General features: G+C 48.4%; 21 protein-coding genes. 12 read left to right on the top strand and 9 right to left on the bottom strand.

Annotated features, from left to right (window positions below; all coding sequences use genetic code 11):
- Window positions 1-2 precede the first annotated feature (2 nt).
- On the bottom strand, window positions 3-1,298 hold the full coding sequence (locus tag ACOJUO_RS14530) for an ankyrin repeat domain-containing protein (protein ID WP_422137337.1): 1,296 nt from the start codon (window positions 1,296-1,298) through the stop codon (window positions 3-5).
- 290 nt (window positions 1,299-1,588) lie between these two features.
- Between ACOJUO_RS14530 and ACOJUO_RS14525 the strand changes: the two genes are divergently transcribed.
- From ACOJUO_RS14525 to ACOJUO_RS14500, 6 genes are all read left to right on the top strand, one after another.
- Window positions 1,589-2,479: a LysR family transcriptional regulator gene (locus tag ACOJUO_RS14525; protein ID WP_422137336.1), complete on the top strand. Its 891-nt coding sequence runs from the start codon at window positions 1,589-1,591 to the stop codon at window positions 2,477-2,479.
- Between the two features lie 95 nt (window positions 2,480-2,574).
- Window positions 2,575-3,447: an aspartoacylase gene (locus ACOJUO_RS14520; protein ID WP_422132723.1), complete on the top strand. Its 873-nt coding sequence runs from the start codon at window positions 2,575-2,577 to the stop codon at window positions 3,445-3,447.
- A gap of 184 nt (window positions 3,448-3,631) precedes the next feature.
- The gene (locus ACOJUO_RS14515; RefSeq protein ID WP_422132722.1) at window positions 3,632-4,195 is read left to right on the top strand and encodes a hypothetical protein; all 564 of its coding nucleotides are present in this window, start codon (window positions 3,632-3,634) and stop codon (window positions 4,193-4,195) included.
- Window positions 4,192-5,238, top strand: coding sequence for a DNA polymerase III subunit delta (gene holA / locus ACOJUO_RS14510; RefSeq protein ID WP_422132721.1), 1,047 nt, complete (start codon window positions 4,192-4,194; stop codon window positions 5,236-5,238). The genes ACOJUO_RS14515 and holA overlap by 4 nt, the downstream gene beginning before the upstream one ends.
- 253 nt (window positions 5,239-5,491) lie before the next feature.
- A complete protein-coding gene (locus ACOJUO_RS14505; RefSeq protein ID WP_422132720.1) occupies window positions 5,492-6,373 on the top strand; it encodes a hypothetical protein in 882 nt (293 codons plus the stop codon).
- Between the two features lie 171 nt (window positions 6,374-6,544).
- On the top strand, window positions 6,545-7,924 hold the full coding sequence (locus tag ACOJUO_RS14500) for a sodium-dependent transporter (RefSeq protein WP_422137335.1): 1,380 nt from the start codon (window positions 6,545-6,547) through the stop codon (window positions 7,922-7,924).
- Between the two features lie 82 nt (window positions 7,925-8,006).
- Here the strand turns inward: ACOJUO_RS14500 and ACOJUO_RS14495 are convergent, their stop codons facing one another.
- Window positions 8,007-9,824: a hypothetical protein gene (locus ACOJUO_RS14495; RefSeq protein ID WP_422137334.1), complete on the bottom strand. Its 1,818-nt coding sequence runs from the start codon at window positions 9,822-9,824 to the stop codon at window positions 8,007-8,009.
- A gap of 354 nt (window positions 9,825-10,178) precedes the next feature.
- On the opposite strand from ACOJUO_RS14495, the gene ACOJUO_RS14490 reads away from it, so the two are divergent.
- Window positions 10,179-10,412 carry an AbrB/MazE/SpoVT family DNA-binding domain-containing protein gene (locus ACOJUO_RS14490; protein WP_422137333.1) on the top strand — a complete coding sequence of 78 codons (234 nt, stop codon included), beginning with the start codon at window positions 10,179-10,181 and terminating at the stop codon, window positions 10,410-10,412.
- Entirely contained in the window at window positions 10,354-10,566 is a 213-nt protein-coding gene (locus ACOJUO_RS14485; protein WP_422137332.1) for a type II toxin-antitoxin system PemK/MazF family toxin, read from the top strand. Before ACOJUO_RS14490 ends, ACOJUO_RS14485 begins: the two co-directional genes overlap by 59 nt.
- Before the next feature lie 116 nt (window positions 10,567-10,682).
- Here the strand turns inward: ACOJUO_RS14485 and ilvD are convergent, their stop codons facing one another.
- The 7 genes from ilvD to eat form a co-directional block, all read right to left on the bottom strand.
- Window positions 10,683-12,524 (bottom strand): dihydroxy-acid dehydratase, encoded by a 1,842-nt coding sequence (gene ilvD / locus ACOJUO_RS14480; protein ID WP_422137331.1) that lies wholly within the window; start codon window positions 12,522-12,524, stop codon window positions 10,683-10,685.
- A 154-nt stretch (window positions 12,525-12,678) separates the two neighbouring features.
- On the bottom strand, window positions 12,679-13,389 hold the full coding sequence (locus ACOJUO_RS14475; protein WP_422132714.1) for a DUF3581 family protein: 711 nt from the start codon (window positions 13,387-13,389) through the stop codon (window positions 12,679-12,681).
- Window positions 13,390-13,676: 287 nt separating this feature from the next.
- The gene (locus ACOJUO_RS14470; protein WP_422137330.1) at window positions 13,677-14,381 is read right to left on the bottom strand and encodes a glutamine amidotransferase-related protein; all 705 of its coding nucleotides are present in this window, start codon (window positions 14,379-14,381) and stop codon (window positions 13,677-13,679) included.
- Window positions 14,378-15,547: an iron-containing alcohol dehydrogenase gene (locus ACOJUO_RS14465; protein ID WP_422137329.1), complete on the bottom strand. Its 1,170-nt coding sequence runs from the start codon at window positions 15,545-15,547 to the stop codon at window positions 14,378-14,380. Before ACOJUO_RS14465 ends, ACOJUO_RS14470 begins: the two co-directional genes overlap by 4 nt.
- Window positions 15,548-15,569: 22 nt before the next feature.
- On the bottom strand, window positions 15,570-16,958 hold the full coding sequence (locus ACOJUO_RS14460) for an aldehyde dehydrogenase family protein (RefSeq protein WP_422137328.1): 1,389 nt from the start codon (window positions 16,956-16,958) through the stop codon (window positions 15,570-15,572).
- 23 nt (window positions 16,959-16,981) lie between these two features.
- Window positions 16,982-18,355 carry a glutamine synthetase family protein gene (locus ACOJUO_RS14455; protein WP_422137327.1) on the bottom strand — a complete coding sequence of 458 codons (1,374 nt, stop codon included), beginning with the start codon at window positions 18,353-18,355 and terminating at the stop codon, window positions 16,982-16,984.
- A gap of 66 nt (window positions 18,356-18,421) precedes the next feature.
- A complete protein-coding gene (gene eat, locus ACOJUO_RS14450; protein ID WP_422137326.1) occupies window positions 18,422-19,867 on the bottom strand; it encodes an ethanolamine permease in 1,446 nt (481 codons plus the stop codon).
- A 276-nt stretch (window positions 19,868-20,143) separates the two neighbouring features.
- On the opposite strand from eat, the gene phrB reads away from it, so the two are divergent.
- From phrB to ACOJUO_RS14430, 4 genes are all read left to right on the top strand, one after another.
- Window positions 20,144-21,562 carry a deoxyribodipyrimidine photo-lyase gene (gene phrB / locus ACOJUO_RS14445; RefSeq protein ID WP_422137325.1) on the top strand — a complete coding sequence of 473 codons (1,419 nt, stop codon included), beginning with the start codon at window positions 20,144-20,146 and terminating at the stop codon, window positions 21,560-21,562.
- A 662-nt stretch (window positions 21,563-22,224) separates the two neighbouring features.
- Window positions 22,225-23,199: a YbgA family protein gene (locus tag ACOJUO_RS14440; RefSeq protein WP_422137324.1), complete on the top strand. Its 975-nt coding sequence runs from the start codon at window positions 22,225-22,227 to the stop codon at window positions 23,197-23,199.
- 105 nt (window positions 23,200-23,304) lie between these two features.
- Window positions 23,305-23,502 carry a hypothetical protein gene (locus ACOJUO_RS14435; protein ID WP_422137323.1) on the top strand — a complete coding sequence of 66 codons (198 nt, stop codon included), beginning with the start codon at window positions 23,305-23,307 and terminating at the stop codon, window positions 23,500-23,502.
- 258 nt (window positions 23,503-23,760) lie between these two features.
- A complete protein-coding gene (locus ACOJUO_RS14430) occupies window positions 23,761-26,358 on the top strand; it encodes an ATP-binding cassette domain-containing protein (protein WP_422137322.1) in 2,598 nt (865 codons plus the stop codon).
- The last annotated feature ends 3 nt before the right edge of the window (window positions 26,359-26,361 follow it).

Here is a 26,361-nt window from a genome sequence, read left to right as displayed (position 1 = left end):
AGTTACTTATCCTTATGATCATTCAAAATCGAGTCAACTTTGTCCCGGTTGCTGTCTGTGACTTGAGCTCCTCTGTCAATGAGTTGTTGCAATGCTTCCTTGTCCTTGGCAATGAGTGCATATTCAAGAAGGCTGCGACCCGGGTCGTAACCTGAATGACCTGCCGGTGCATTAATATCAGCAAAACCATTGATAGCAGACGAGAGTAACACTTTAATAATTTCCACCCTGTCAGATGAATTTCTTACATAATTGACTCCGTCAAAAGCTGTGTACCCTTGTCCGGTACTAAGCTCAACTTTTGCCCCCGCATTGATCAGCATCCTGACCAGGCCTAAATGGTTTTTCGTTTTAGGGTAATCTTGAGGTAAACCAAATACCATTGCGTAGTGAAGGGCGGTACGTCCATCGCGAGCAGTTGCATTTACATCGGCTCCGTTTTTAATCAGAGTTTCAAGTGCCAACTCATGGCCGGCATCAACAGCTATGTGAATTGCCCTGTGACCGTCGTTATCTGGAATATCGAAACGGACTCCATGCTCCATCAAAAGGGCAAACAAATCAGGACATTCAGGCTTTTCGGCAGCCAGATGCAGAGGTGTTCGGCCACACTCGTCGCGGATGTTCACACCAGCATTGAAGTCCAGTAATGTTCTCACCGTCTCCAGATTATGATTGCTGACTGCGTAGTGTAGTGCTGTTTTGCCCTTTGAGTCCTGAACGTCAATATCTTCGCCAATGTCAAGTTCTTCGGCGACATCAATACCTTCGTCAGGGTCAATATTTTCGTCGATGTCAGGATCCTCGGCCAGTAATCTGGCTATATTTTGATCGCCCTTTATCGCTGCAATGTGGAGGGCTGACATCTTCGCTTCCTGCCATGAGTGTTTCGAGCCCGGGCCTTCATGCTCCATAAGTTCCAGGGCGTGGTCTATCTGGCCAGATACTACAGCATGGGCCACCGATGAAAATTCTAATTCCGGAAGACGGTGATCCTGACAGATAGGGCATATTTTCCGGGAATCAAGACTCTGCTGGTTTTCTTCAAATTCCCTGTGGCAGGAACCATGAAAAAGATGGAGTTTGGGGTTGGTGGACTTAAAAAAATTGTATGTTACGTGTGCAACAACGACGTTGTGAGAGCCAAAAACACCCTTAAAGCAAATGCCACATTCTTGAGAAATATTACCTTCAGTCAAATTGTTGATTTTTCTTGTACTTTCGTCACAGAAACTTCTCGATTCCAGAATCAATTGTTTCAAATTTGCCATTGAGAAGGTGTGTGAACTTATATCCATTAGTCAGTCCCTTATTGTGTTTTTAGATCAATATCGAACCATCATATCAACTGATAGCAGACATTCTTTGGTCGACAACTAGTCGCTCCAAGTGCTGGCACCTGAGCTATCTGAGTGATTGTTTCTTACCCGGAGCGTAAAAAATCCATCACAATCGAACGTTTGAGAGAAAAGTTGGCCAAAAGTTCAATTATTCATACTATTTTTTCTTCCGGAATAGACCAGTCAGGGGTAGGATATTGGCAAAACAGATAATTCTTATAAGATTATTCGATTAAATCGATTAGCTCATGAAACTGACTCTCCGACAACTGGAGGTTTTTCTGGAGGTTGCCCGCCAGCAGAACCTTAGCCGCGCCGCCGAAGCTCTGGTCATGTCCCAGTCTGCCGCCAGCAGTGCACTGAAAGAACTGGAACAAAAGTTCAATACTCAGCTCTTTGATCGCATTGGCAAAAGAATTCAGCTGAATGACCTCGGCCAGCAGATTCGACCGGACGCCGAAGCCCTTCTGGAAAAGGCCCGGCAGCTTGAGCAGAAACTCTTCAGCAAAGCTCTGACAGGACAGATCCGGGTCGGCGCTACTTTGACCATAGGCAATTATCTGGCCGTTAACATCGTAGCCCGAATGATGAGAGACAAACCGGGTACCCATATTGATCTGCAGGTGGCCAATACCGCCAATATTACCGAGAAGGTTCTTAACTTTGATCTGGATATCGGACTGATCGAAGGAGAGTTACACCACCATGACCTGAATGTCATTCCCTGGTGTGATGATGAACTGGTTGCCTTCTGCGCACCGGGCCATGACCTCGAACACAAAACCCAACTGACAGACCAGGATCTTTTGAGTGCTGGCTGGATTCTCCGCGAAGCCGGTTCGGGTACCCGTCAGGCGTTTGATCGAGCTATGCACGGCATTCTGCCCAACCTGAATGTGGTTATTGAGTTGCAACACACTGAAGCCATCAAGCGGGCTGTCGAGGCCGGTCTCGGGATTGGCTGCCTGTCGAGAATTACACTTCAGGATGCTTTCAAAAGGGGCAGTCTGATCCCTTTGTTAATCCCTGACAGAGATTTGAGCCGACAATTCTATTTCATCATGCACCGACAAAAGTACATCAGTCAGGGAACCAGGGAATTAATTGAACTCTGCCGCAGCTGGACCGCCAGCCCTTGAGAACATGAGAGGTCTTTGGGCTTTTAAGTTCTCAGAAAGTTATACAAATCTGAAACCGGGTTTAGTCTTTTAGCCAGTGCAACAGAGGTCTGATTATGATTAAAAGAATCACTATCGTGGGCGGAACCCATGGCAACGAGTTGATTGGGCCTAACCTGATCAGGAAGTTGGAACAGGACGGTAGTTTCAAACAGAGCGTCATTCCAGTAGATTATCTGCTGGCCAATGTTGAAGCCTATAAAGCAGTCAGACGATTTATGGATGCCGATCTGAATCGTTCCTTTACGGATGACATTCTCAACGGCGATGATGATTCGGTCTATGAACACCGCCGAGCCCGGAAAATCAATCAACTGCTCGGCCCCAAAGCCAATAATGACCGTTTTATCATCGATCTGCACAGTACCACCAGCAACATGGGAATGACGCTGATTATCAAAGATCAGGCCGCTTTCAACCTCAAAGCAGCATCCTATGTGCAACAACAGATGCCGGAAGTAAAAATCATTCTGAGTGACCGTGATAACCAATTCAGCCGAACGCTGAATAGCCTTTCCGACTACGCAGTGACCATTGAAGTCGGCCCTATTCCCAACGGCGTTTTGCGACACGATCAGTTTTCAGACACTGAATCAGTGATCCAACATCTGGTCGACTTCACCCAAATGCCAGAAAACGAACGGGACAATATCCTGCCCGCAAGCACCGAAGTTTATAACGTCAGGGATCGTTTTTTTTATCCCAGAGACGACGACGGACAAATATCTGCCATGGTTCACAGTGCTCTGCAGGACAGGGATTTTGAGGAGCTGAAGCCAGGCATGCCGATGTTTCAGAATATGGATGGCACAGTGACTCCCTATCAGGGTGAACCCGGATACCCCATCTTTATCAATGAAGCTGCGTACTATTACGAGAACACGGCTTTTGTCATGACAACCCGGAAAACGGTTGTTCCAGACGGTTAAACTCTTCAAGGCAACGATACACAGGCAGGCATTCCGATGTTAACCTTTAAGGGACGTCATGCTAGCATGCCGTCCCCTGAGATACTGTCCGACTGCTGGCACAATCTCTGGTCGCAGTTCATCAGCCTTGAGCTAAAACAGCCATGAGCTCAATAAAGAGTCCTGAGCCCGGAATGGAGAGATTATGACAAGACGCTTTCATACAGGGGCCATTCTCCCCCTGCTACTGATCACCGGTTTGCTGACAGCCTGCGGCTTTCAGCTGCGAGGCAAGGTCGATATTGCCAGTGAAATTGCCCAGCTGTCTGTCTCAGGAAGTGATCTGCCGTTTGTCAGGGAGTTAAAAAAAGCCCTGACGCTCAATGGTATTGAGATCACAGATAATGCCCACTATCACCTGCAAGTGTTGAGTCTGGAGCGTTCGACAGGCGATGAGATTCAAGCCAGTGTCGGTCAGTACGAACGCCTGCTGACCCTGAAAGCCACCTACCAGCTCAGCACTAATGATGGCCTGAAACTCTTTGACCCCATTGTGCTCTTCAACGAGCGCTACATGTTCCAGGACAAGAACCAGACCAACGCGGCCCTGAGCGAGGAAGCCATCATCTTTGATCAGCTTCGTCAGGAGCTGTTGCTGACCACTGTTCGCAGAGTGGCTGCTATTTCCGGTGAAGTGCTTCGCCAGGAAGAAGTACGAGCCCGCAAAGCCCTCGAAGCCGAGCGAGAGGCGCGTGAAGCGGAACAATGAACATCAGACCCGACCAACTCGGCGCCCAACTCAAGCGACAACTCTGTGCTGTCTACATAGTCAGTGGCGATGAGCCCCTGCAGGTCTCGGAGTGCTGTGACCAAATCCGGCAAGCGGCAAGAAAGCAGGGGTTTACCGAGCGACACGTTTACCATGTCGACAATAACTTTGACTGGGGGGATTTTCTGGAAGCAGCAAACAGTCTCTCACTGTTCGCTGAAAAACAAATTCTTGAAGTCAGGATGCCCAATGGCAAGCCCGGTGATGCAGGCCGAAAAGCTTTTCAGGAATATCTGAAACATCTTTCTCCGGATAACCTGCTACTGATCATTACCGACCGGCTTGATAATGCCAGCCAAAAGGCAAAATGGTTCAAGGCCCTGGAACAGGAAGGACTGTTTATCCCGATCTGGCCTGTTGAACATGACAAGTTGCCGGGCTGGATTGCCCGACGTCTGAAAAGTCAGGGGTTTGAAGCCAGTCAGGATGCTCTTTCGCTACTTTGCGAACGCATTGAAGGAAATCTGCTGGCCGCGTCACAGGAAATTGAAAAGCTGAAGCTCCTGGCGGATGGCAAAAAGATTGAAGTGGAAACCGTCAGGGAAGCGGTTTCTGACAGTGCCCGCTATGACGTTTTCCAACTGGCTGATGCGGCTCTGAATGGTGACCCGAAGTCTGTGGTCAGAATACTCGGCGGTTTGAAAAGCGAAGGCATTGAGCCACCCATTGTGCTCTGGGCTCTGGCCCGTGACGTGCGACTGCTCAGCCACCTCAGCCGATTAAAATCCCGGGGCACACCGCCCAATCTGGCTTATGATCAGGCAGCCAAAACTCACGGCATGTCATCCTTTATTCTCAAGAAGCGTAAAAACCTGCTGGAAAAATGCATGGGTCGTCACAGTGAGCGTGCCTTTCGCCAGATGCTGATTCATACTGGCCATATTGACAAAGGTGTCAAAGGGCTTGAAAAAATCAACTGCTGGGATGAATTATTGACCCTGAGCCTTTTCCTGGCCGGTATGCCTGCTCCTCTTCAAGCCTGAATTTTATACCAATCGGTACGTTTTTAATGACATTAAACAGACAGCTGTGACCGTCAGACCTCTGGCTAAAAATAGTATTCAATCTCAGTCGGTTGACTCATTCTGCCTTTAATTAGTCGCTTATAATTTCCTATTGCACTAAATAAACCCACTTGCTAGACGCATTTGCAACAAGCGAACAACTTCTATAAAGGCTTCTATGGCAGGGCCGATGGTTCGAGAGATCCGAAACCGCGCACAGGAGTGTATGGATATGATTTTTCGAAACCTGCTGGGAGCAGCTGCTGCATTGCTGGTAGCAGGCTGTGCCTTCAACATGTCAAACCATAAAGGGGCCTATAACGAGAAATGGTCCAAAGCCAAGAACCTGACTAATGCAGGCGGCATGCTTGAACAGGTGTATGACCAGCAGTTACCTGCCGGAGCTTACAACAAGGAAGGCAAGCTGGAGGACTACAAACTGGGCAATATTTCTCACCCGGCCTATGGTGCTGCCAGCGGTGTGGTGGGAGTTAATGTCAAACCTTATGGCGCCTTTGAACGCTTTTACTGGGGATGGACGGTACCGGGTGCCAGCCATTATGATCACCACAGGTTATTTGCCTGGATGCCCATCGCCATGGCCGAGGATGAGATCGGAGCCAGGGAAACGATGGAGCTGATGCTGACCCGTTCCGCCCTGACCATCCTCAACGACATGAATTACAAGTACAAGCCGATCAAAACACCTTTCGAGCATAATGGTCTGGCTTTCAAGCAGTGGTACCTGGAACAGACCGGTGCTACCTGCTCTTTTGCCCGAATGAACTGTGTTCTGAGTCTGTATATCCCGGTTCCAACTGCTGTCGACCATGCGCCTTCATTCTCCTATTTCAGTATGGCGGGAGAGCCAGCCTGGTTTTTCTCAGCCCATGATGATAACGCTTTCCCCAGGCTGTCCATCACCCAGGGTGAAGGTTTGGAAAGCATCAGCGAGAATGTCTTTTATCAGAAGCTGAGTGCCCGTCTGCCAGGGTGGGTCTATTTCTACATGGCGCCCAAAGAGGTGGGTATCGGAGACGACAACAAAACCATCGCTTACCCCTATGTACTGGAGAAAGGCAAACCGTTGCTGTTCATTCGCCCCAACAAGTAGGTAAAAACGAAAAGCAAACCTCAAAATCACTGCTATAGTCTTTGGGATTTGCTGTTACAGCGGCGCAGTTGTCGGCCCATAAAGATCAGGCCCGCGCATCAGACAACGAGGAAGCTGTTATCAACAGGCTGTATTAAAAATAAGTCGGCGGACAAACAGTCCCTGAATGGAATGACTGATCAGAGTAAATCCACCTTGCCAGAAATCCAGGCTACACGAGGTCAGTTCAGTAGCAGACTGAGCTTTATTATTGCCGCTGCCGGCTGCGCAGTAGGTGTGGGAAACATCTGGAGCTTTCCAACCCAGACGGCACAAAATGGCGGCGCAGCCTTTGTTCTGGTTTACCTCTGTTTCTCATTCCTTCTTGCCTATCCCACACTGGTGGCCGAACTCACTATCGGCCGATACAGTCAATCCAACTCAGTGACTGCCATGACCGGTCTGGATAACAGGAACTGGGTCAAAAAACTGGGCTTGATCACCAGCATTATGGGATTGGTGACCCTGACTCTGATTTACAGTTTTTACAGCATTATCGGTGGCTGGTTTACTGGTTTCTCTCTGGCCCCGATCTTCGAATTGGGCGGCCTTCACGCGGCGGCCAGCTGGCTGACCGATTTTAATGTCTACTCAACGGCTCTGGTCACCCTGCTTTTCATGGTTCTGACCACGTTGATCGTCATCGGTGGGGTTAAAGAGGGCATAGAGCGCTGGTGTAACAGGCTGATGCCCGCCCTGTTTATTATTTTGTCTGTGCTCATTGCTTTCGCTTTAAGCCGACCCGGTGGTATAGAAGGTTTGAAAGTCTATCTGATTCCGGACTTTTCCAAACTACTGAACCAACAGCTTTTGATTTCAGCCCTGGGGCAGTCTTTCTTCTCTATGTCTCTGGGTGTGGGCTGCATGATGGTTTACGGTTCTTATCTGAGTAAAAAAGCCAACCTTCCACTCACCGCTTTCCAGGTTGCGCTGGTCGACAGCTCAGTGGCGTTCCTGGCTGGTATGCTGATCATTCCCTGTATGTTCGCTGCCATGCAGCAGGGTATCGAGATTTACACCGCTAACGGACAGCTCCACAGTGCTGACACGCTGGTTTTTAACGTACTGCCAACCTTATTTAATCAGCTGGGAATACTCGGGCAGCTGGTTGCGCTGGCTTTCTTCATTCTGCTAACGATTGCCGCGCTGACTTCATCGATTTCTCTGATAGAACCAACCGTAGCCTATATGGTTGAAAAGCTCAGTTTTCGTCGCCATTACGCCAGTTGGTGCATTACGGTGATCTCAGCCTGCCTGTCGGTTTTAATCATTTATCACATTGAGACGCTGCTGGGTCTGGCCGTTAAAGTCGCTACTCAGTATCTGCAACCTGTTTTGTGCTTCATGATTGCCATTTATGGCAGCTGGATCATGCGTCAGAACCGCCTGCTGAAGGAATTGAGTCAGGGCTTTCCTGAAATCCGGAAGAGCCTGTTCTGGAAGATCTGGCCCTGGTATATCAGGACGATTTGCCCGGGCCTGATTCTGATACTCTTCCTGAGCAATCTCTGATCTTCTTTTTAAAAATTTCCCGGAAAGCCTGCTAATAGCAACCGGGCTGAAAGAACAGGAAGAAGATTAAAAATAAACTCCGTCAAAAGCCAAAACTCTCTCTGACGGCATCGATACCCCCGGAATCATAAAGCGCATCCACTCTCTCTATGACGGCCTCGATATTCTCAGAACCACAAAACGTTTCCACTCTCGCTCTGACAGCCTCGATATTCTCAGAACCATAAAGTTCTTCCAGAGAAGAATCAAAGTTAGCATCGAACCATTCAGTGAAATCCTTCAGGTATTTTTCCCGTTTTTCCAGATATTTTATCCTCTCTTCTTCTTTTCTTCTCTCCTTCTCTTTCTCTTCGATGCTAAGCTCTTTTTCTTTATCTCTCTTTTCTGCCTTGTTTTGTATAGCTCCATGAACCTGCTCAGTGACGTTGGTATTAACAGTTGGCGGAAACATCGCCATCACAGCAGTTGACACTGCCACAACATAGTTTATTTGCATTCTGTCAAATATTGTGCCAAGGCTTAACATTGTGCACGTGAATTCACTTCTACCAATAAACGGTTTTTCTAATTGATTTGTTATGAACTTTTCTAAGGCTAGAAGAAATTTTTGAAACAATTCAGGGTTTTCATTTCCAGGGTTTTCATTTGAGGCGTTTAATACCCTTTTGAGTCTTATCTTTAATTCTAATTTTCTGAAAATCGTTACACAATGTTCAACCATGTCTTCATCCGTATCTGATTGGCTAAAACAACTCGGCATATTATCAACATGTGCGCTTACGATTTTTTTAAAGAGAAATTCAAGATTCAGGCTTGTGGCATACAAGAAACTCATGAACTGCATATTCGAGGCAACTGATTCAGGATCTTTCTCACCATATTCTTCTATAAGCATTAACATTTGTTCAGCTGATTCTACACCGTACTGATAAAGCGGTGTTAAATTTTTATTAACTTCAAAATTGAGCAGAGAGTAAGCAGCTAATAACATTGGGTCTGCTGATGCCTCAGAACTTTCAGCTTCTGGGGAACCACCCAATTGTTGCAAAATCTTAAGACGCATTTCTCCCAATAACTTAAGCCCAGAGAAGACGGAAGCAGACTCTTTAACATTTGCTTTTAAAACATCGTGATCGTTTATTGAGGCTAATGTACCTAAAAGGTCACGTTTTCCGGCATGGAGTCTCTCAATACCAGACAAGCCAGTGGCGTGAAACAGGAATGAGTCAAATAAAGCATGAGCCACCTGAGGGAGGCTTTCATTTGAATGGATGATTGTGTAGTAGCTCAACATCAAAATCGCCAGGTTCTGTTGATCTTCTGGCTTAGTCATATCGACAGGAGATTCGGTACCCATGATGTTAGTCAGAACGCCTATCATTGCATTCTGGTTACTGTCAGCCGAAATATGGAGAACTTGTTGTACTTGCTGAATCATGCTTGCAATTGTCAGGCTCTCATCGGGTGGGGTTATCGGGATATAGCTCAACATAGTGTTCAGGGTGTTGTTTTCAATTCCCGTATTCAATCCCAGGATAATGGCAGTAATTTGTGCATGATTCATTGGCGGGAGCGGAATATCCATTAAAGGCTGAGGCTGCTGCGCTCCAGCCCCGTCCGATGCTTCTGAACCCTCAGCTATTATTCCGCCTTGCTCATTTTCATAGTTCAATGCAAAGATAAGATGGGTGCTATTTGGGCTGGGTACAAAAGGAGGGATTTTCCCCGTATAAGCATTATGGTTAATTAAATCGTCCAGGAAGCCAGACCCTTTTGTAGTTTTTCCTCTGACAAATTCCTCCACCACAGGCATTGAAAAAGGACTTCCTGCCAGCAGTTTTGAACAGGGGCAAGCCATTATGATGAGGCCAAGGGAAGCAGCAGTTGGTAATCGAGCCATATAATTACCCATTGTCGTCTTTCTTGCCTAGTTTGAACACTACAGTAACGTAGTCCATCTATTGCAGCAGCGACAGATTTTCTGCACCCGCCAGACTTGACCTGATCACCCTTTTAACTCCGCTTTTAAATAGAAAAGGCGGATAACGAGCTCAACCTCATCTATGAAAATGAAAGTCAGTAAGGATTAGTGCTTGAGCATGGGCTGGAGACCTGAAACTAAAATTCAGTTCCCTGTACGATTTCGAGCACTCGTAGTTTTAAAAGTGGCCAAATTTAAGAACGCTTGTATTAACTTGCTCAGGCGCTATAGTTTATACCTGTGTATGTACTTTTATTCGGAGCCAGTGGCCAGATGATCGTTCAAATTAAAAAATGGGGTAATAGCCTTGCCGTTAGAATACCTGCTAAGGCTCTTTCTATTTCAGGGTTAGGTGAAGGTTCCTGGTTGGAAGTAAATTCTTTAAAGGGTGAAATTCTCCTGAAGGAATCAAAGCCAAAGATGAAATACACCTTGGAGCAAATGTTTGATGGTTATGACGAGAACAGTTTTGAGCCTAATCAGGAAGATAAGAGGCTGGCCCTTTGAGGTCAAAATTGATGGCGGAGATGTTTCAGGAGTTGCCCTTTGTGAACAGATCAAGTCATTGGACTACATTTCGAGAGAACTAGAATTCATAGAGAAAGCTGATCCTGATGCAGTTGAAGAAGCGATAGCCAAAATAGTGGCTATTTTCGACTAAGTCGGCACATCAATGTAAGCTCAGACTCATTGTCCTGGATTTTTTTGTTTGTTTACGACAGATAAAGTACACGACAAGCTCTATATAACATAGAGCTTGTCGTTCATGAGTCACTGTCAATCCAGGAGCGACACATCTCTGACAGCACCTTTATCGGCACTGGTCACCATAGCCGCATAGGCTTTTAATGACGCAGAAACCTTACGAGGCCGCTCTTTCAGAGGTTTCCAGGCTGCCTTGCCTTTCGCTTCCATCCGGGTACGACGCTCGGCCAGCTCTTCATCAGACAACTGTACGTCAATGGTACGATTAGGGATATCAATACGAACGATATCGCCTTTTTCTACCAGAGCAATATTGCCCCCCGCTGCCGCTTCTGGAGAAGCATGACCTATGGAAAGTCCGGAAGTACCACCAGAGAAACGACCATCGGTCAGGAGCGCGCACTCTTTACCCAAACCTTTGGATTTCAGGTAGCTGGTCGGATACAACATCTCCTGCATACCCGGACCACCTTTGGGACCTTCGTAGCGGACGATAACAACATCACCGGCTTCTACCCGACCTTCGAGAATATCACTGACTGCATCTTCCTGACTCTCACAGATATGTGCAGGTCCTTCAAAAACCAGAATACTCTCATCGACACCAGAGGTTTTTACTACGCAACCATCCAGGGCAATATTACCGGTCAGAACCGCGAGACCACCTTCATTGCTGTATGCATGCTCCAGTGTCCGGATACAACCTGATTCACGATCATCGTCCAGCGTTGGCCAGCGAGTTTCCTGACTGAATGCCTGTGTCGTACGTATGCCGGCAGGTCCTGCCTTGAAGAATGTCAGTACCGATTCGTCACTGGTCTGTTTGATATCCCATTTAGCCAGAGCTGCGGCCATGGTTTCACTGTGAACCGTCGGGATCTCATTGTTCAACAACCCTGCCCGATCCAGTTCACCCAGGATGCCAAACACACCACCTGCACGATGGACATCTTCCATATGGTATTTCTGGATGTTAGGTGCCACCTTGCACAGCTGAGGCACCTTGCGAGAAAGGGCATCAATATCTTTCATGGTGAAATCGACACCCGCTTCCTGTGCAGCGGCCAGCAAATGCAGAATGGTATTGGTGGACCCCCCCATGGCTATATCCAGACTCATAGCATTTTCAAAGGCCTTATAGCTGGCAATAGAGCGAGGCAGAACAGACTCGTCATTCTGTTCGTAATAGCGCTTGGTAATATTGACAATCCGTCGACCGGCTTCGAGGAACAGTTGCTCACGATCGGCATGAGTGGCCAGCATGGAACCATTGCCCGGCAGGGACAGACCCAGAGCTTCCGTCAAACAGTTCATGGAGTTGGCGGTAAACATACCGGAGCAGGAGCCACAGGTTGGGCAAGCTGAACGTTCATACTCAGCAACAGTTTCATCGTCGGCATCCGAGGCGGCAATGACCATGGCATCGACCAGGTCCAGTCCATGCTGTGCCAATTTGGTTTTACCGGCCTCCATGGGACCACCGGAGACAAATATCACTGGAATATTCAGTCTCATGGCGGCATTGAGCATTCCGGGAGTAATCTTGTCGCAGTTGGAAATACAGACCAGGGCATCAGCAGTATGGGCATTTACCATGTACTCAACGGAGTCGGCAATGATGTCCCGGCTGGGCAGGGAGTAAAGCATGCCGTCATGGCCCATCGCGATACCATCATCGACGGCGATGGTATTAAACTCTTTGGCTACACCACCATGCTTTTCAATTTCTCTGGCCACCAGCTGTCCCATGTCTTTTAAATGAACATGGCCGGGAACAAACTGGGTAAAAGAGTTGGCTACGGCAATAATAGGCTTTTTGAAGTCATCATCCTTCATACCCGTGGCACGCCAAAGCGAGCGGGCTCCAGCCATATTACGACCGTGGGTCGAGGTTCTTGAACGGTATGCAGGCATGACTCTCTATCCTTTCTCTCTGATTCTTAATCCTGATGTTTGAGAAGCTCTCTGGAAACCAGGCTCTCTGATGTCTTCCATGGCGGATTCGGGATTATAACAGAATGATGGGAGCCTGATAGGCTCCCGACAGCCTCATAATGCAGAAGAATAATTAAGCTGCGTATTCTATCCGGCGACGATTATACTCCTCGACCATACTGTCGACGGCAGGCTGATCATATTCCCGCAGGTTGGCCAGAACCATGGTTTTCTTCCCTTCGCCCACAACTTTGTCACCTTCTTTGAAGACAAAGCCCAGGGTGACATTACCACGTTTGCCATTCACTTCCAGATGAGACGCTGAGGCCTCTATTACGGGGTCTTTCAGATCAATTGTGTCCAGATGCACCGACATGGTTTCGTAGATAACCAGAGGCCGCGCCACATTAATCATGACATTCTTCTCTTTCATCAGTGGCACCAGAACATGTGGGAAGTTTTCACCTGAGAACGCCACATAAGCCTTTACCAGCTTTGCAATCATGTCAGCATTGTTTGTTTGCTTGCCATCATGCTCAACCCGCAGGTATTCCTTCTCACTCTGGTCACAAATAATCTTGTCACCATTGTCGGCATCGGCAATCGACAGGGCAACGCCATCACTGACCATGCCACTGAAACTCACTTTCATATCAGGGTATAGCCCTTCAGAGCAGAGAATTTTGGCAAACAGAAGATCACCCGGAACACAAAACTTCTTGGTGTCGACATCATGCAGCGGGTTGAAGTCATTGGCGATATTCTTGGCAAAATCACTGGACTGCTGACGAGTGAATGAGAACTGGTTATTTTCCAGCTCAGTACAATATTGATCTAAAAACATAATGTTGTTCTGTTGGCCCGGTCTTTCAGATGAGTGACCAGAGCTCAATCCATTTCATATGGACTTGTATTTCCCCAGGGCAGTGAGAATCAAATATTGAAAACGGCCAGAGGGCTCGATCTGTCTCTGGCAACACACAGATATCATACGTCAAATCTGCACAAGACTACTGTTACTAAAACGTAGCCGTTTGTTTCAGCACTTCATATATTAATATAACCAATTGATTAATAAGTCATTTTAATATTAACCCGGAAACTCAATTAAATTTCCGGGTTAGATCATGACTACTGATTGAAAAACTGCATGATCCATTGAGCTATCAGATCACTGTCAGGATCGTCTTTCAGCGAATCCATGCCCTTAAACACTCTGTCCCCGGGAATCGCCTCCCGACGAGAGTTCATCAAGTCCGCAGAGTAAAACTTGCTGAATTCCGGATGTCCCTGAACACTGATAAAAGAATCGCCATATTGCAGCATAAAATTGGGACAGAAATCACTGCGGGCCAGTACTTCAGCCGAAGATGGCAAACCAGTGACCTGATCCCTGTGACTGACCAGTAATTTGAAATCCTCAACCGCAGGCTCCATCCAACGGGTCCTTCGGATGACGTGATTGTACGACATACCAACACCCCAGCCTTTGTCAGCAAGAGCTACTTGCCCGCCAAGACTGTTTGCCATGATCTGATGACCAAAACAGATACCCGCCAACTTGCAACGATCTTCATACAGTCTTCTGATAAAGCCTGCCAATAAAGCTATCCATGGAAAAGGATCATAAGCACTGTGACGACTGCCCGAGATAATCCAGCAATCACACTCATGAGTCGTTTCAGGAATCTCACCATCCACTACCCGGTAGGTGATCATCTGTATATCAGGTTCCTGCTTTCTCAACAGAGCCAGAAACATATCCGGATAATTGTTGTGAACCTTGCGCAGCTCGGGCGAAACATCATCACACAACAGCAAACCGACTTTCATCATAGATTTCCTCGAACCGCATTCTGGCCTATCTGCTGATATTCAGCCGCAGAAAAAGAGATTGGGTTTCCGGCCGCCGAAGGATCGGCAAAGGCCATCCGCCCGACTTTATTCAGCTGGCTTTCGTCGATTCCTATTTCAGCCAGTGTATGGGGGATTTCCAACTGTTCTCTGAGCTCTATCACCCAGTTGAAGAAAGCGTCAAAGCCCGGAGCAGGCAGGTCAAGGTAACGACTGAGGGCCGCCATTTTATGACCGATGGCGGCTCTGTTTGCCTTCAGAACATAGGGCATCAGAATGGCATTCAACAATCCATGATGAGCGTCGTATAAAGCCCCCAGTGGATGCGCCAGAGCATGCATAGCACCCAAACCTTTTTGAAAAGCCGTTGCCCCCATGCTGGAGGCCACCAGCATCTGATGCCGGGCCTCAAGATCACTGCCCTGCGCCACTGCCCTGGGAAGATAGTCTTTTACCAGACGAATGCCTTCCAGTGCGATACCCTGGGCCATAGGATGATGGAAAGGCGAACAATAGGCTTCAAGATTATGGGAGAGTGCATCTATACCAGTCGCTGCGGTGAGTCCGGCAGGTAAACCACAGGTCAGTTCCGCATCAAGAAGCACGATGCCAGGAAGCATACCCGGGTGAAAAATGATCTTTTTCACCTGCTCATCCTGATGGGTGATCACGGAAGAACGCCCCACTTCCGAGCCCGTTCCGGCGGTGGTGGGCACAGCTACAACGGGCAACATTCCCTCTACATTGACTCTCAGGTAGTTATCACCCACATCTTCAAAATCCCAGATTGAACGACTCTGGCCAACCATCAGGGCAATAGCCTTACCCGCATCCAGGGCAGACCCCCCGCCAAAAGCGATCACACCATCATGGTCGCCTTCCTTACAGGCAGCGACGCCGGCTGAGACGTTCTCACCGGTTGGATTACCCTTGATTCCGGAAAACAGTCCACACCCGGTCAGAGCAGAGCTGACCTGTAGCCGGGCTTCCTGAATCATGGGCAACTGTGATAACCCCGGATCGGTAATAATGAGTGGGTTTTTCATCCCCAGTTCAATGCAGGCAGCAGGCAGATCTTTGATGCGGCCAGCGCCCGTTCGGATAGCTGTCGGGAAGTTCCAGTTAGCTGTGTACTGCTCAATGTTCATTAATGTACGTCTCCTTACTGCCTCAGCCGTGCTTGATGTGGAAAGATTTGGGTCGGGTCAGGGCATCAAAACCCAGCACCGACAGGGTGCAGCCCCGACCAGAGTTTTTAATACCTGTCCAGGCCAGAGCAGGGTCAAGATAATCACAGCGATTGACAAAGAAAGTGCCGGTTTGAACCTGACGACCCAACTCAACCGCCCGCTCAATATCCCGTGAGAAAATGGCGGCAGTCAGTCCAAATTCACTGTCGTTCATCAGGCTGAGCGCTTCTTCATCTGAAGAAACTTTTTGAATCCCTAAAACAGGACCGAAACTTTCTTCAGTCATCAGCCGCATAGCGTGATTTACCTGAGTCAGCAGCTGGGGAGCAAGATAGGGAGTGCCAGGCTCATCCTTTGGAAACAGAGCCGGATCGATATGAGCAACTGCACCCTGTGAAACAGCTTCGTCCACCTGCCCCCTGACAAAGTCCGCAGCACTGCTTTTCACCAGAGGACCCAGAGTGGTTTCAGGATCATCAGGTCGCCCGAGACGGTACTGCTGCACCAGAGCGACAGCCTTTTCAACGAATGCATCATAAACATCTTCATGCACGTAGAGCCTTTCTATGCCACAGCAGGATTGACCGGAGTTAAAGAAAGCACCGTCTATCACCGTGTCTGTCGCTGCATCCAGATCAGCATCCGCTCTGATATAGGCAGGATCTTTGCCACCAAGCTCCAGACCCATACCGATGAATCGTCCGGCAGCCGCCTTTTCTACTACGGCTCCCGCAGGAACTGAGCCCGTAAACGCCACATGCTTGATCGCGTCACATTGAATCAGGTACTCAGTGTTCTCATGGGACATGTGCAGATACTGAAAAAGCCCTTCAGGCAGACCCGCTTGAAGAAAGGCTTCGACCATGCGCTCGGCACAGAGCGGGGTTTGAGCAGAATGCTTCAGAAGCACGGCATTACCGGCCAGCAGGGCTGGCATAATGCTGTTGATTGCGGTCAGGTAAGGATAATTCCAGGGCGCTATGACCAACACAACACCCAGAGCTTCCTTGCAGATATAACGGGTAAAGCCTTTTTTTTCAGGAATTGTGACGAGCTTCAGTGCTTCACTTGAAGCTTCAATCATGTAGCGGGCACGCTCTTCAAACCCTGCTACTTCTCCGGCAGAGTATTTGACTGGTCTACCCATCTGCCAGGTAATTTCACTGGCAATGTCGTCTTTCTGAGCGACAAAGTAATCCACAGCTTTGCTGCAGATGTTTTGTCGCTCTTCCAGAGCAGTACTTTGCCACTCAAGCTGAGCTTTCTCAGCCTTTGCCAACGCTTGATTAATGTCTGAAATATCAGACAGTGGACGTTCAGCAACCACCGAACCATCCACTGGTGAAAGGGTAATCTGTGTATTATTCATTGTTTTAAATCCGTTGGAAGTGATCAGATAATTTCGAAATAACGATCCATTTCCCAATCCGTAATATGCTTTCTGAACTCTCGTTCTTCCCACTCTCTGGAAGCAGCGTAGTGTTCGACGAAAGCGCCACCCAACATCGTTCGGGCGGCTTCGGATTGCTTGAATTTTTGGGCTGCATCCCAGAGCGTTGTGGGTAGTGCATATTCAGGTGGGTGCCCCTGGTCGTAGGCATTTCCTTTCACCTGATCCTCGGGCTCCCATTGGTGAATAATGCCCTGAAGACCGGAAGCCAAAGCGGCGGAAAGGGAAAGATAAGGGTTAGCATCTGCAGAGCCCAGCCGGTACTCCACTCTCTGTGACTTCTCTGAACCCGGAATAACACGCAATGCGGTGGTACGGTTTTCAACCCCCCAGGTCGCGTCGGTAGGTGCCCAGAAGCCGGGAATAAGTCGGGTGTAACTATTGACGGTAGGGGCCAGCATCGGCAGGAATTCAGGCATTAATCGCTGCAAACCGGCAATAAAATGCCTCTGTGTCTGACTGATGCTGTGTTTCTGGCTGGGATCAAAGAACGCCGACTGCCCATCCTTTTTGTTGAACAAAGACAAATGAATATGACCGCTCTGCCCCGGATAATCCGGTGACCACTTGGCCATAAAAGTGGCCATCAGCCCATTACGCTGCGCCAGCACTTTCATAAACGTTTTAAACAGTGCGGCTTTATCTGCGGCATTTTCAGCAGAGTCGACAGCAATGGCAGCTTCGACCACGCCAGGCCCGGTTTCTGTATGAATGCCTTCGATGGGAAAATCCATTACTTCGGCCATTTCCAGTATCTGGTGATAAAGATCGGAATGCACTGAGTTTCTTATCATCGAATAACCAAACCAGTCAGGCGTCAATGGTTTGAGGTTTCGAAAACCTTTTTCCCGAACCGATTCCGGTGTCTCCTGGAACATAAAAAATTCATATTCCAGCGCCGCACGGGCATCAAAGCCCATGTCAGCTGCTTTCTCAATTACCCTTCTCAATGTACCCCGGGGACAGAGCGCTTCTGACTGCCCCTTGAATTCGGCAATGAACAACAGCATGCCATTTTCAAATGGGATCTCCCGGCAGGAATGGGGCAGGATTCGTACGGGAGCATCAGGGTATCCGGTATGCCAGCCTGTATATTTTACATTGTCATAAAGCTGGTCTTTACTGTCCCAGCCAAGGATTACATCACAAAAGGCAAAGCCGCTTTCCAGAGCTGAAAAAAACTTGGCCTTGCTCATGTATTTGCCGAGCATGATTCCATCGTTATCGAAAAGACCGACCTTAACGTGAGAGAGTCCCCTCTCTTCAACAATTTTTTTAGCATCTTCAATGGTTTTGACATCTCTGGGGTTGTGCATATTTGATACTCGTTTTTCTTAGGCTTTTCAGGTGTCAGGCACCAGAAAGGTGCCCAAACAATCAGCTCAGCTCAGCTCAGACTCAGCTTCGGCAATGGCTTCGAATTCTTCTTCTGGCGCTTTAGCCACCAGGTGCTGTCGGCTGTATAAACCGAAATAAGCCACCATGACGGCATAGAAAGCCGCAGACCAGAAAGCGGCTTCGCTGCTCACCAGAAAGGTAGAGAGAAAGGCAACAATAGCCAGACCAAAAGCAATGCCTGACGTTATGATGCCACCCGGCGTTTTATAAGGACGTTCCAGCTCTGGCTCTTTAACTCGCAGGATAATATGAGACAGCGTCATCATGGCGTAGGAGAGGGTGGCACCAAAAACGGCCATAGTGATCATCAGATCACCTTCTCCGGTCAATGACAGCAGGAAACCAATGATTCCAGGAATGACCAGGGCCATTGTGGGCACTTTTCGCTCACCGGTTTTTGATAAAAAGCGAGGTAAATAGCCGGCTCTGGACAAGGCGAATACCTGTCGGGAATAAGCGTAAATGATAGAAAAGAAGGACGCGATCAGACCGGCAAGTCCAACAAAGTTTACAAAGGTCGCCATGTAAGAGTCTTTACCATAGACTTCTTGCAGAGCCCCTACCAGTGGAGCAGCATGATCCTTCATGTATTCGGCGCCCACTGCGCCGGGGGCCAGAACCAGTACCAGCCCTCCAAACAACAACAGAACGACCATGGCGGTGATAATCCCTCTGGGCATATCCTTCTTGGGATCGCTGGCTTCTTCAGCCGCCAGGGGAACACCCTCTACCGCCAAAAACAGCCACATGGCAAATGGGATGGCAGCCCAGATACCGACATAACCTTCGGGCAGGAAAGTTGAAGCGCCGGTAGCTTCTGCATTCACGTCGATATCAAACAGGTTGTCGACGTTGAAGACAGGAATCATTCCCAGGATAAACACTACTATGGCTAAACATGCCAGGCCGGTAATCACCATCATGATTTTCAGAGCTTCTCCGGCCCCCAAAAGGTGCAAACCAATAAAGGCAGCATAGAAGGCACCGTAAACCAGGGGTCCGTCCCAACCAAAAAGTTCATTCACATACCCGCCTATAAACACGGCTATCGCTGCAGGCGCGATCGCATATTCAAGAAGTATGGCGGTGCCTGTCAGATACCCTCCCCAGGGACCCATTGCCCGACGGGCGTAGGAGTAGCCGCCACCAGCAGTAGGTAATGAAGAAGACAGCTCAGCCAATGACAACACCATAAAGGTATACATAATAGCCATGACAAGGGTGGCCAGGAGCATGCCACCAAAACCGCCCTGTTCCAGCCCGAAATTCCAACCGGCAAAATCTCCGGAAATCACATAAGAAACCCCGAGTCCAGCCAGAACCAGCCAGCCCGCTGCTCCTTTCTTAAGTTGTCTCTGCTTCAGATAATCATCAGAAACCTGCTCATATTCAACAGAACGGGTTGTTGGAAACGAACTCGTATCGAGCATGTGTAGTACCTTTTTTTAAAGCCATCCTGTTAGCTCATCTATGCTATTAACTCCCCTGATAGCATAGTGAGAAAGTTAAAATATTGTTTAGCAACTATTAAGCCAGAGTTCTTAACGTTTCCCCGGGATGATCCACTTCCTTTTAAAGTCCGTAACAGAGTTATAACTTAAAAATATAACTGAAGGTGCTATTCACACTATGAAAATCCAGCTCAGTCAGAGAGAGTATTTATTTGCCTATTTCGGAGGTGGGCTGGATTTCCAGCCTACATATCTATGAGTCGAACACTGGTCTGGTTCAGAGGCGATCTGAGAGTGAGTGACAACCCTGCTCTATACCACTGCGCAGACAAAAATGAAGTTATAGCTGTTTATTGCCTGTGCCCGGATCAGTGGCAGGAGCACAATGACAGCCCGAACAAGCTCTGGTTCTGGATGCAGAATCTCAAACAACTGGAGCAGTCTCTTAGCAGACTCAACATTCCATTGGTCGTCATCCAGTCTCTCCGGTTTGAACACTGTGCCCAACAACTGTTGCAGATGGCCCGGAAGCTAGAGTGCGATGGCATAAGCTTTAATAACGAACATGGGCTCAATGAAGAAAACAGGGACAAGGCTGTAGAGCAAACATTTATCGGGCAGCAGCTAGAGTGCCAGCGCTTTTCTGACCAGACCCTGATCCCTCCCGGTCAACTGTTGAATGGCAGCGGTGATTATTTCAAAGTCTTCACGCCCTTTAAAAAGGCTCTCTATCGAACCCTTAACCTGCATCAGATTCAGCCACTGCCTGCGCCTGAAAAGCAAAAGCCCTTGAAGTTGCCTGAAGTTGAGACCTTCGACTATCAAAATCTGTTTAAGCCCGTAGAAGGCTTGCAAAAACTCTGGCCCGCTGGTGAGGAGGAAGCAGCAAACCGGCTCAAAGCATTTATTGAGTCTCACGGTGAAGGTTATAAAAAGTTCCGGGATTTTCCGGGTATTGATGCCACCAGCACCCTCTCACCCTACCTGGTTTCAGGAACAGTCTCCCTCAAACAGTGTTTTTATGCTGCCCTTCAAGCCAACAACGGAGAAATGGACTCAGGAAGTGATGGCCTGCAATGCTGGATGAGTGAGTTAATCTGGCGGGAGTTTTACAAACATATTTTGCATGGATTCCCCAGACTCTCCAGAGGCAGAGCATTCATCACGGACACTGAACATCTGCCCTGGAATGATGATAAACAGGCATTCAATGCCTGGTGCAAAGGTGAGACCGGCTTTCCATTAGTCGATGCAGCCATGAAGCAATTGGTGAATACCGGCTGGATGCACAACCGCCTCAGAATGATCACGGCCATGTTCCTGAGCAAAAATCTGATGATTGACTGGCGCCTCGGGGAAACCTTCTTTATGCAGCATCTGATTGATGGTGATCTGTCTGCCAACAACGGTGGCTGGCAGTGGTCTGCCAGCACAGGCACCGATGCGGCCCCCTATTTCAGAATGTTTAACCCTGTCAGTCAGTCCGAGAAATTTGATTCACAAGGTCATTTTATTCGCCACTGGCTACCCCAGCTGGACAAACTCAGTAGTAAGGAGATTCACGCCCCCTGGCAAAAAAATACTCATGAGATTAACTACCCGGCACCGATTGTTGACCTCAAAGCATCCAGAGCAAAAGTACTCTCTGCTTTCAAGGCGCTGAAGCAGTCATAAACAAAATCGGAAGAGCCTGTCTCGCCCCTGAGCCTTCGGAAATGAATTTCAGTGGACGAGGCAGTTTTTTTTGTTGGATTTGTGCGAATGGTTGACCTGTCTGAGCAACCCTTCAGGTCGATTTTGCATCGTAAATCACGCTGTTTATAACGCCTCTGAATTTGCGGGTTATGACGGTCGCCTACTAGACTGGGTGATTATGGTCTTTTGAAGATAATCATGTCTGATGTTAAAACTGCTTCATCCATATTGCCTCTCTGGAAACGTTGCCTGATTGCCCTTGCAGTGATGTTGGTAGCAAGTTTTTTAATCGGTTTATTGTTTCGTAGTATATTCGGTTTTTCTCTGCCCGATTATGTGTCTGGGGCAGTCGGAGGTTTCTCAGCGATATTGATATGGGAGTTTCTCAAGTGAGTGCAACTTGGGCCTTTGTTGTTATCGGTCTTTGTTATTATCAGTGCCGAATCGTTGGACTTATACGTACGCAGTAGTATGTTAGCCTTCCGTGCTGTCGTTTTATTCGGACCTGGCAGGAAGCTTACAAAAGATAAAGATGGCCGCTCTTTCCGGAGCCCGGGTCGAACCTTGGTCCGACAGGCTCCCGGGGGTTTGCCTTAAAATAAGTGACATTGAAAGCAAAGGGATAAGAAAGGAAGAGTTAAATGGCTATCGTCTCGATTCCAGAACCTGAAAAAGACATCAAACTCGGCATCAGCGCCTGCCTGATGGGTCAGAAAGTCCGGTACGATGGTGGGCACAAGCGCTCTTCATTCTGCATGAATACCCTGAGCCAGTACTTCCACTTCGAACCAGTCTGCCCCGAAGTAGCCATCGGACTCGGCACCCCCAGAGAGCCAATTCGTCTGGTTGGGGATATCCAAAAGGTTCGGGTTGTGGGTACAGACCATCCGGATGTCGACGTTACCGATCAGCTAACGGATTATGGCTACAAGAAGGCCAAAGAATTAACCGATATCAGTGGCTACATCCTGATGCAAAAATCCCCCAGCTGCGGTATGGAAAGGGTCAAGGTCTACCATGAAAACGGCTGCCCTTCCGGCGTCAGTTCAGCCGGCGCCTACGCCAAGGCTCTGATGGCAGCACGCCCCTTACTGCCGGTAGAGGAAGAAGGCCGACTCCATGACCCCGTTTTAAGGGAAAATTTCTTCACCCGGGTCTATGCCTATCACCGCTGGAACAACGAAGTGCTGAACAACCCCAGTCATGCCGCTGTGGTTCATTTCCACTCTGCCCACAAATATATGATCATGGCTCACAACCCCAGTGACTACACCGCCTTGGGAAAACTGGTCGCCAAAGGTGGCAAACTGGAACTGGAATCTTTGCTGGCACAATACTTCGAAGAATTCATGAACACCCTGAAAAAAAGGGCTAACCGCAAGTCCCACACCAATACCATGTTGCACATTCTGGGGTATGTAAAAAAAACCGTGGATACCAAAGAGCGAAACCAGTTTCTCAAACTGGTCGAAGAGTACCGTCAGGGTATATTGCCATTAGTGGTTCCAATGACCATGCTACGCCATTTCATTGAAAATCATGGTAACGATTACATTCGGGAACAAACCTATCTAAACCCTCATCCTGATCAATTAGGACTCAGGAATCAGATCTGAATTCTGACGCTCCACACTAAGCGCCGGACACAAGTGTCTGGTGCTGAGCTACAAACTGTGAAACAGAACCTTCTTGAGCGGTCAAGAACCCTCGCCTGATAGAGGGTGTCGCAAAACTCTCTCCAGCGTGAGAACGAGTTTACTCTCGTCATTCACGGCTTCATTCTCGTCATTCCCGCGAAGGCGGGAATCCACACTGACTCACCACCAGAACCATACTGCCCGGTGCCCCCCTTGGCCTTGTCATCCCCGAAAAGGCAGAGACCCAATGTTGGCGCTGGATTCCCGCCTTCGCGGGAATGACGACTTCAGAGCGTGAGAACGAGCTGTTGAAGTTTTGCGACACCCTCAATAGCGCTGACAGTCACAAAGAAAGCGGAATCACTATTCGGATACTTCGCATCTTGCACGCCACACAGCAGTAGCCTCCTTCCAGATAAGCACTTCAAACTACTTCACTGATTATCAGAAAAGAAGGAACTTTTCCGCCCCCCCATACTCTAATATCTAGTCCACTGAAGTGACACACAAAGAAGAATTAAGAAGTAAAAGGAGTTTTGAGTGCGATTTTTTGTATTGGGATTCATTCTGTTATTAATGAATGAAATGGCTTTCTGTTCAGAATTATTACAACCCTCTTATCCTGATCTGGTATCTCACCAGCCTCATCAGATATTGCATAATTCTCAGTGGCTGGTAATGCCTGTCCTGAGCGGTATTGCAGGTGGCATAGCTGCGAGCAATTCGCCTGACCAAACCCCTTATACCGTGAGTGCAGGCGTTATTTCCGGTGTCGCACTATCTGGCCTGGATTTACTTTACAATCACGTCAATACATCTGCCTCCTATTATATGAGTGCCGGTGTCATGGGAGCCGCTACCATGAGCAATACTCCCATGCCCAGCTCTATTAATTACCTTTGTGGTTTTGTCGGTGGCGCACTGATTGCTTCAGGCCAGTTTAACTTTCTTGAAAAGTACCTCAGCGCACCCGCAAAGGGAGCCATCAACGGCGCCATCCTGGGAGGAATGCCGGGAGCGGCTGCAGGAGCGGCTCTCGGTGCAGTCGATGAAGTGATGGCAGCCTGTAATCTTACGGGCACCGAGCCCTTATCCACAACATTATCCGCTGTCACTCAGCTAAAAGTAATGACGCCCTTTTTCTCATCGGCTCTGGGCCGACTGCCACTGATTGGCAGCTCGTACAGCTCTGCGGTGTCTCAACTCAATGTTCCTTATTTAATGGAAAGTGCTGGCACTGTCTGGAGTGGAACCTGCCTGTTTACCTCACTTTCAGAAGACGAGCGCTCCCTTTCTTATCTGTGTATCACTCTGAAACCCTCCAGTCGGGAGAATGACAAATCCAATTTGGAAGTCGTTTCTGAAATGGATCAGATCCTGAATGAAATTATGGATCACCAGACCACCCAGAGACTCTCACACATGCAGGCTCTTGCTATAGCAGGCTCTCAACTGATGAGCTCCAGACTGACCAAAATGCGCTCTTCCCGGGCCCAGTCTCTTCATACAAGTCTGTCAAACTTTAATCCAAGGTTCGGTCTAAAACCTGAAGAGGCTTTATCCGGTTATGTTGAAGCCGGTCTGTCAGTGGGCTATTTCTGCCTGCCATACGTAGGACACTGGTTGATGGATTCGGTGATAGAAAGCTACTACAGAATTCTGATGACGCAAGCTGCAGAAGATGAACTGGAGAGTCTCTTTTTCGATGACCAGAATTTTATAAGACTGAATCTGGATAAAAATCTCGACACCCTGATTGCCGGAATGGATGTCAGTATCCACAACATCGTCAATGCCGGTAGCTCACTGAAGCGTTCGCTGGCCCGCGCTTATATCGGTGGTTTTTATGACCTTTCTTTTATTGTCAAAAGCGGCGCTGCCGATATGCTGGTGTTCATGGATATCTATAGCAAAATGACTGAGTCCGTAACCCTGAGCCTTAACCAGGGAGCCCTGGATCTGGAAACCAAAAGGCATTCCCTGAGCACTAAACTCGACTTGTTGAAAAAAGACTTCAACACCAATGCACGAACCATTGGCAACGGTGCCAAAAAGGATTTTATGGTCGAAAAGTATTCTGAGCTGCTGCTGGCAGTTCGTGAAACAGAAGCCAGCCAGTCTAAAGCAGGGCTGATTTCGGGCAGCTGGAGCATAGCAAAAGGCCTTGTCGACTTCGTCGCCAAAAGCCTTTTTATTGTCAAAAAGATGAGCACTGGGGAAGTTGCATACGACGATTATCAGGCCCTTCTTTTCGCTTCTGACAGTGTTTCCGACGCCTTCTCGTGGCACGCTAATAACGTCGAAAACCTGCTCAGCTTCGATAAAGCACAATATAGCATTTACTCACTGGGAGCAGAAATAAACGATCCCCCGGCGGAACTTTGGAAACAGCCTGACTATCGGGCAAAAAAAGGGGATGAGGTCGCCATTCGTCTGGACGCCTTCTCCATGGGACATCCTGAAGGAGTGCTGATGACCGATCAGGCATTGACCATTCCCAAGGGCTATTATGCGGTTTCCGGTGCTTCTGGCAGCGGCAAGAGCAGCCTGCTTTCAAAGATCAGAAGAGAAGCCGGCAACGGTATCTGGGCAACGGGTAATGTGACCTACACCACTGCCAATGGCGAGTTGCCTGAAGTCTTTCATGCCGAACAGTTAACCTACATTCCTCCGAACACAACCCTGAGAGAACTCGTCACGTTAAGATTGGAAACCGACTCAAACGACCCGCATCCTCAAAAGCCAGAACATAGAGGCGACCTGACAGATAGAGAGTTAATCAACATGTTGCAGGAGATCGATTTCTACCCTGAAGATCAATGGCACCTTCTGGAAGAACAGCTTCGCGACGAACGCAACTGGAAAGATCAGCTCAGTGGTGGCCAGATTAAAAAACTGGCGCTGCTCTCGGTGATTAACCGGCGCCCTGAAGTAGCCATACTGGACGAAATTTTCGCCGGGATGGATCAGGCATCGGTGCAACGGGCACAGGAAATGTTAAAAAGATATCTGCCTGACAGCCTGCTGCTGATCGTCGACCACAATGCAGCCCACAATAACCACCATGGATTTTTTACGGGCAGAATCCACCTTGAAGACAGCCAGGTCAATCTCTGGGAGATGGAAAGTGAACAGTAATGT

This window comes from Endozoicomonas sp. ALC020 (genome assembly GCF_049275935.1).
GTDB lineage: Bacteria > Pseudomonadota > Gammaproteobacteria > Pseudomonadales > Endozoicomonadaceae > Endozoicomonas_A.
Note: the sequence above shows the minus strand (reverse complement) of the source record. Positions and strands in the feature narration are given on the sequence as shown.

What these genes read in the sequence shown, in the direction of transcription:
- ACOJUO_RS14475 (WP_422132714.1), bottom strand. Translation starts at nt 13,389, where the DNA reads ATGTTTTTAGATCAATATTGTACTGAGCTGGAAAATAACCAGTTCTCA.
- eat (WP_422137326.1), bottom strand. Translation starts at nt 19,867, where the DNA reads ATGCTCGATACGAGTTCGTTTCCAACAACCCGTTCTGTTGAATATGAG.
- ACOJUO_RS14460 (WP_422137328.1), bottom strand. Translation starts at nt 16,958, where the DNA reads ATGAATAATACACAGATTACCCTTTCACCAGTGGATGGTTCGGTGGTT.
- ACOJUO_RS14495 (WP_422137334.1), bottom strand. Translation starts at nt 9,824, where the DNA reads ATGGCTCGATTACCAACTGCTGCTTCCCTTGGCCTCATCATAATGGCT.
- ACOJUO_RS14490 (WP_422137333.1), top strand. Translation starts at nt 10,179, where the DNA reads ATGATCGTTCAAATTAAAAAATGGGGTAATAGCCTTGCCGTTAGAATA.
- ilvD (WP_422137331.1), bottom strand. Translation starts at nt 12,524, where the DNA reads ATGCCTGCATACCGTTCAAGAACCTCGACCCACGGTCGTAATATGGCT.
- holA (WP_422132721.1), top strand. Translation starts at nt 4,192, where the DNA reads ATGAACATCAGACCCGACCAACTCGGCGCCCAACTCAAGCGACAACTC.
- ACOJUO_RS14515 (WP_422132722.1), top strand. Translation starts at nt 3,632, where the DNA reads ATGACAAGACGCTTTCATACAGGGGCCATTCTCCCCCTGCTACTGATC.
- ACOJUO_RS14500 (WP_422137335.1), top strand. Translation starts at nt 6,545, where the DNA reads ATGACTGATCAGAGTAAATCCACCTTGCCAGAAATCCAGGCTACACGA.
- ACOJUO_RS14455 (WP_422137327.1), bottom strand. Translation starts at nt 18,355, where the DNA reads ATGCACAACCCCAGAGATGTCAAAACCATTGAAGATGCTAAAAAAATT.
- ACOJUO_RS14440 (WP_422137324.1), top strand. Translation starts at nt 22,225, where the DNA reads ATGGCTATCGTCTCGATTCCAGAACCTGAAAAAGACATCAAACTCGGC.
- phrB (WP_422137325.1), top strand. Translation starts at nt 20,144, where the DNA reads ATGAGTCGAACACTGGTCTGGTTCAGAGGCGATCTGAGAGTGAGTGAC.
- ACOJUO_RS14520 (WP_422132723.1), top strand. Translation starts at nt 2,575, where the DNA reads ATGATTAAAAGAATCACTATCGTGGGCGGAACCCATGGCAACGAGTTG.
- ACOJUO_RS14505 (WP_422132720.1), top strand. Translation starts at nt 5,492, where the DNA reads ATGATTTTTCGAAACCTGCTGGGAGCAGCTGCTGCATTGCTGGTAGCA.
- ACOJUO_RS14530 (WP_422137337.1), bottom strand. Translation starts at nt 1,298, where the DNA reads ATGGATATAAGTTCACACACCTTCTCAATGGCAAATTTGAAACAATTG.
- ACOJUO_RS14465 (WP_422137329.1), bottom strand. Translation starts at nt 15,547, where the DNA reads ATGAACATTGAGCAGTACACAGCTAACTGGAACTTCCCGACAGCTATC.
- ACOJUO_RS14525 (WP_422137336.1), top strand. Translation starts at nt 1,589, where the DNA reads ATGAAACTGACTCTCCGACAACTGGAGGTTTTTCTGGAGGTTGCCCGC.
- ACOJUO_RS14470 (WP_422137330.1), bottom strand. Translation starts at nt 14,381, where the DNA reads ATGATGAAAGTCGGTTTGCTGTTGTGTGATGATGTTTCGCCCGAGCTG.
- ACOJUO_RS14485 (WP_422137332.1), top strand. Translation starts at nt 10,354, where the DNA reads ATGGTTATGACGAGAACAGTTTTGAGCCTAATCAGGAAGATAAGAGGC.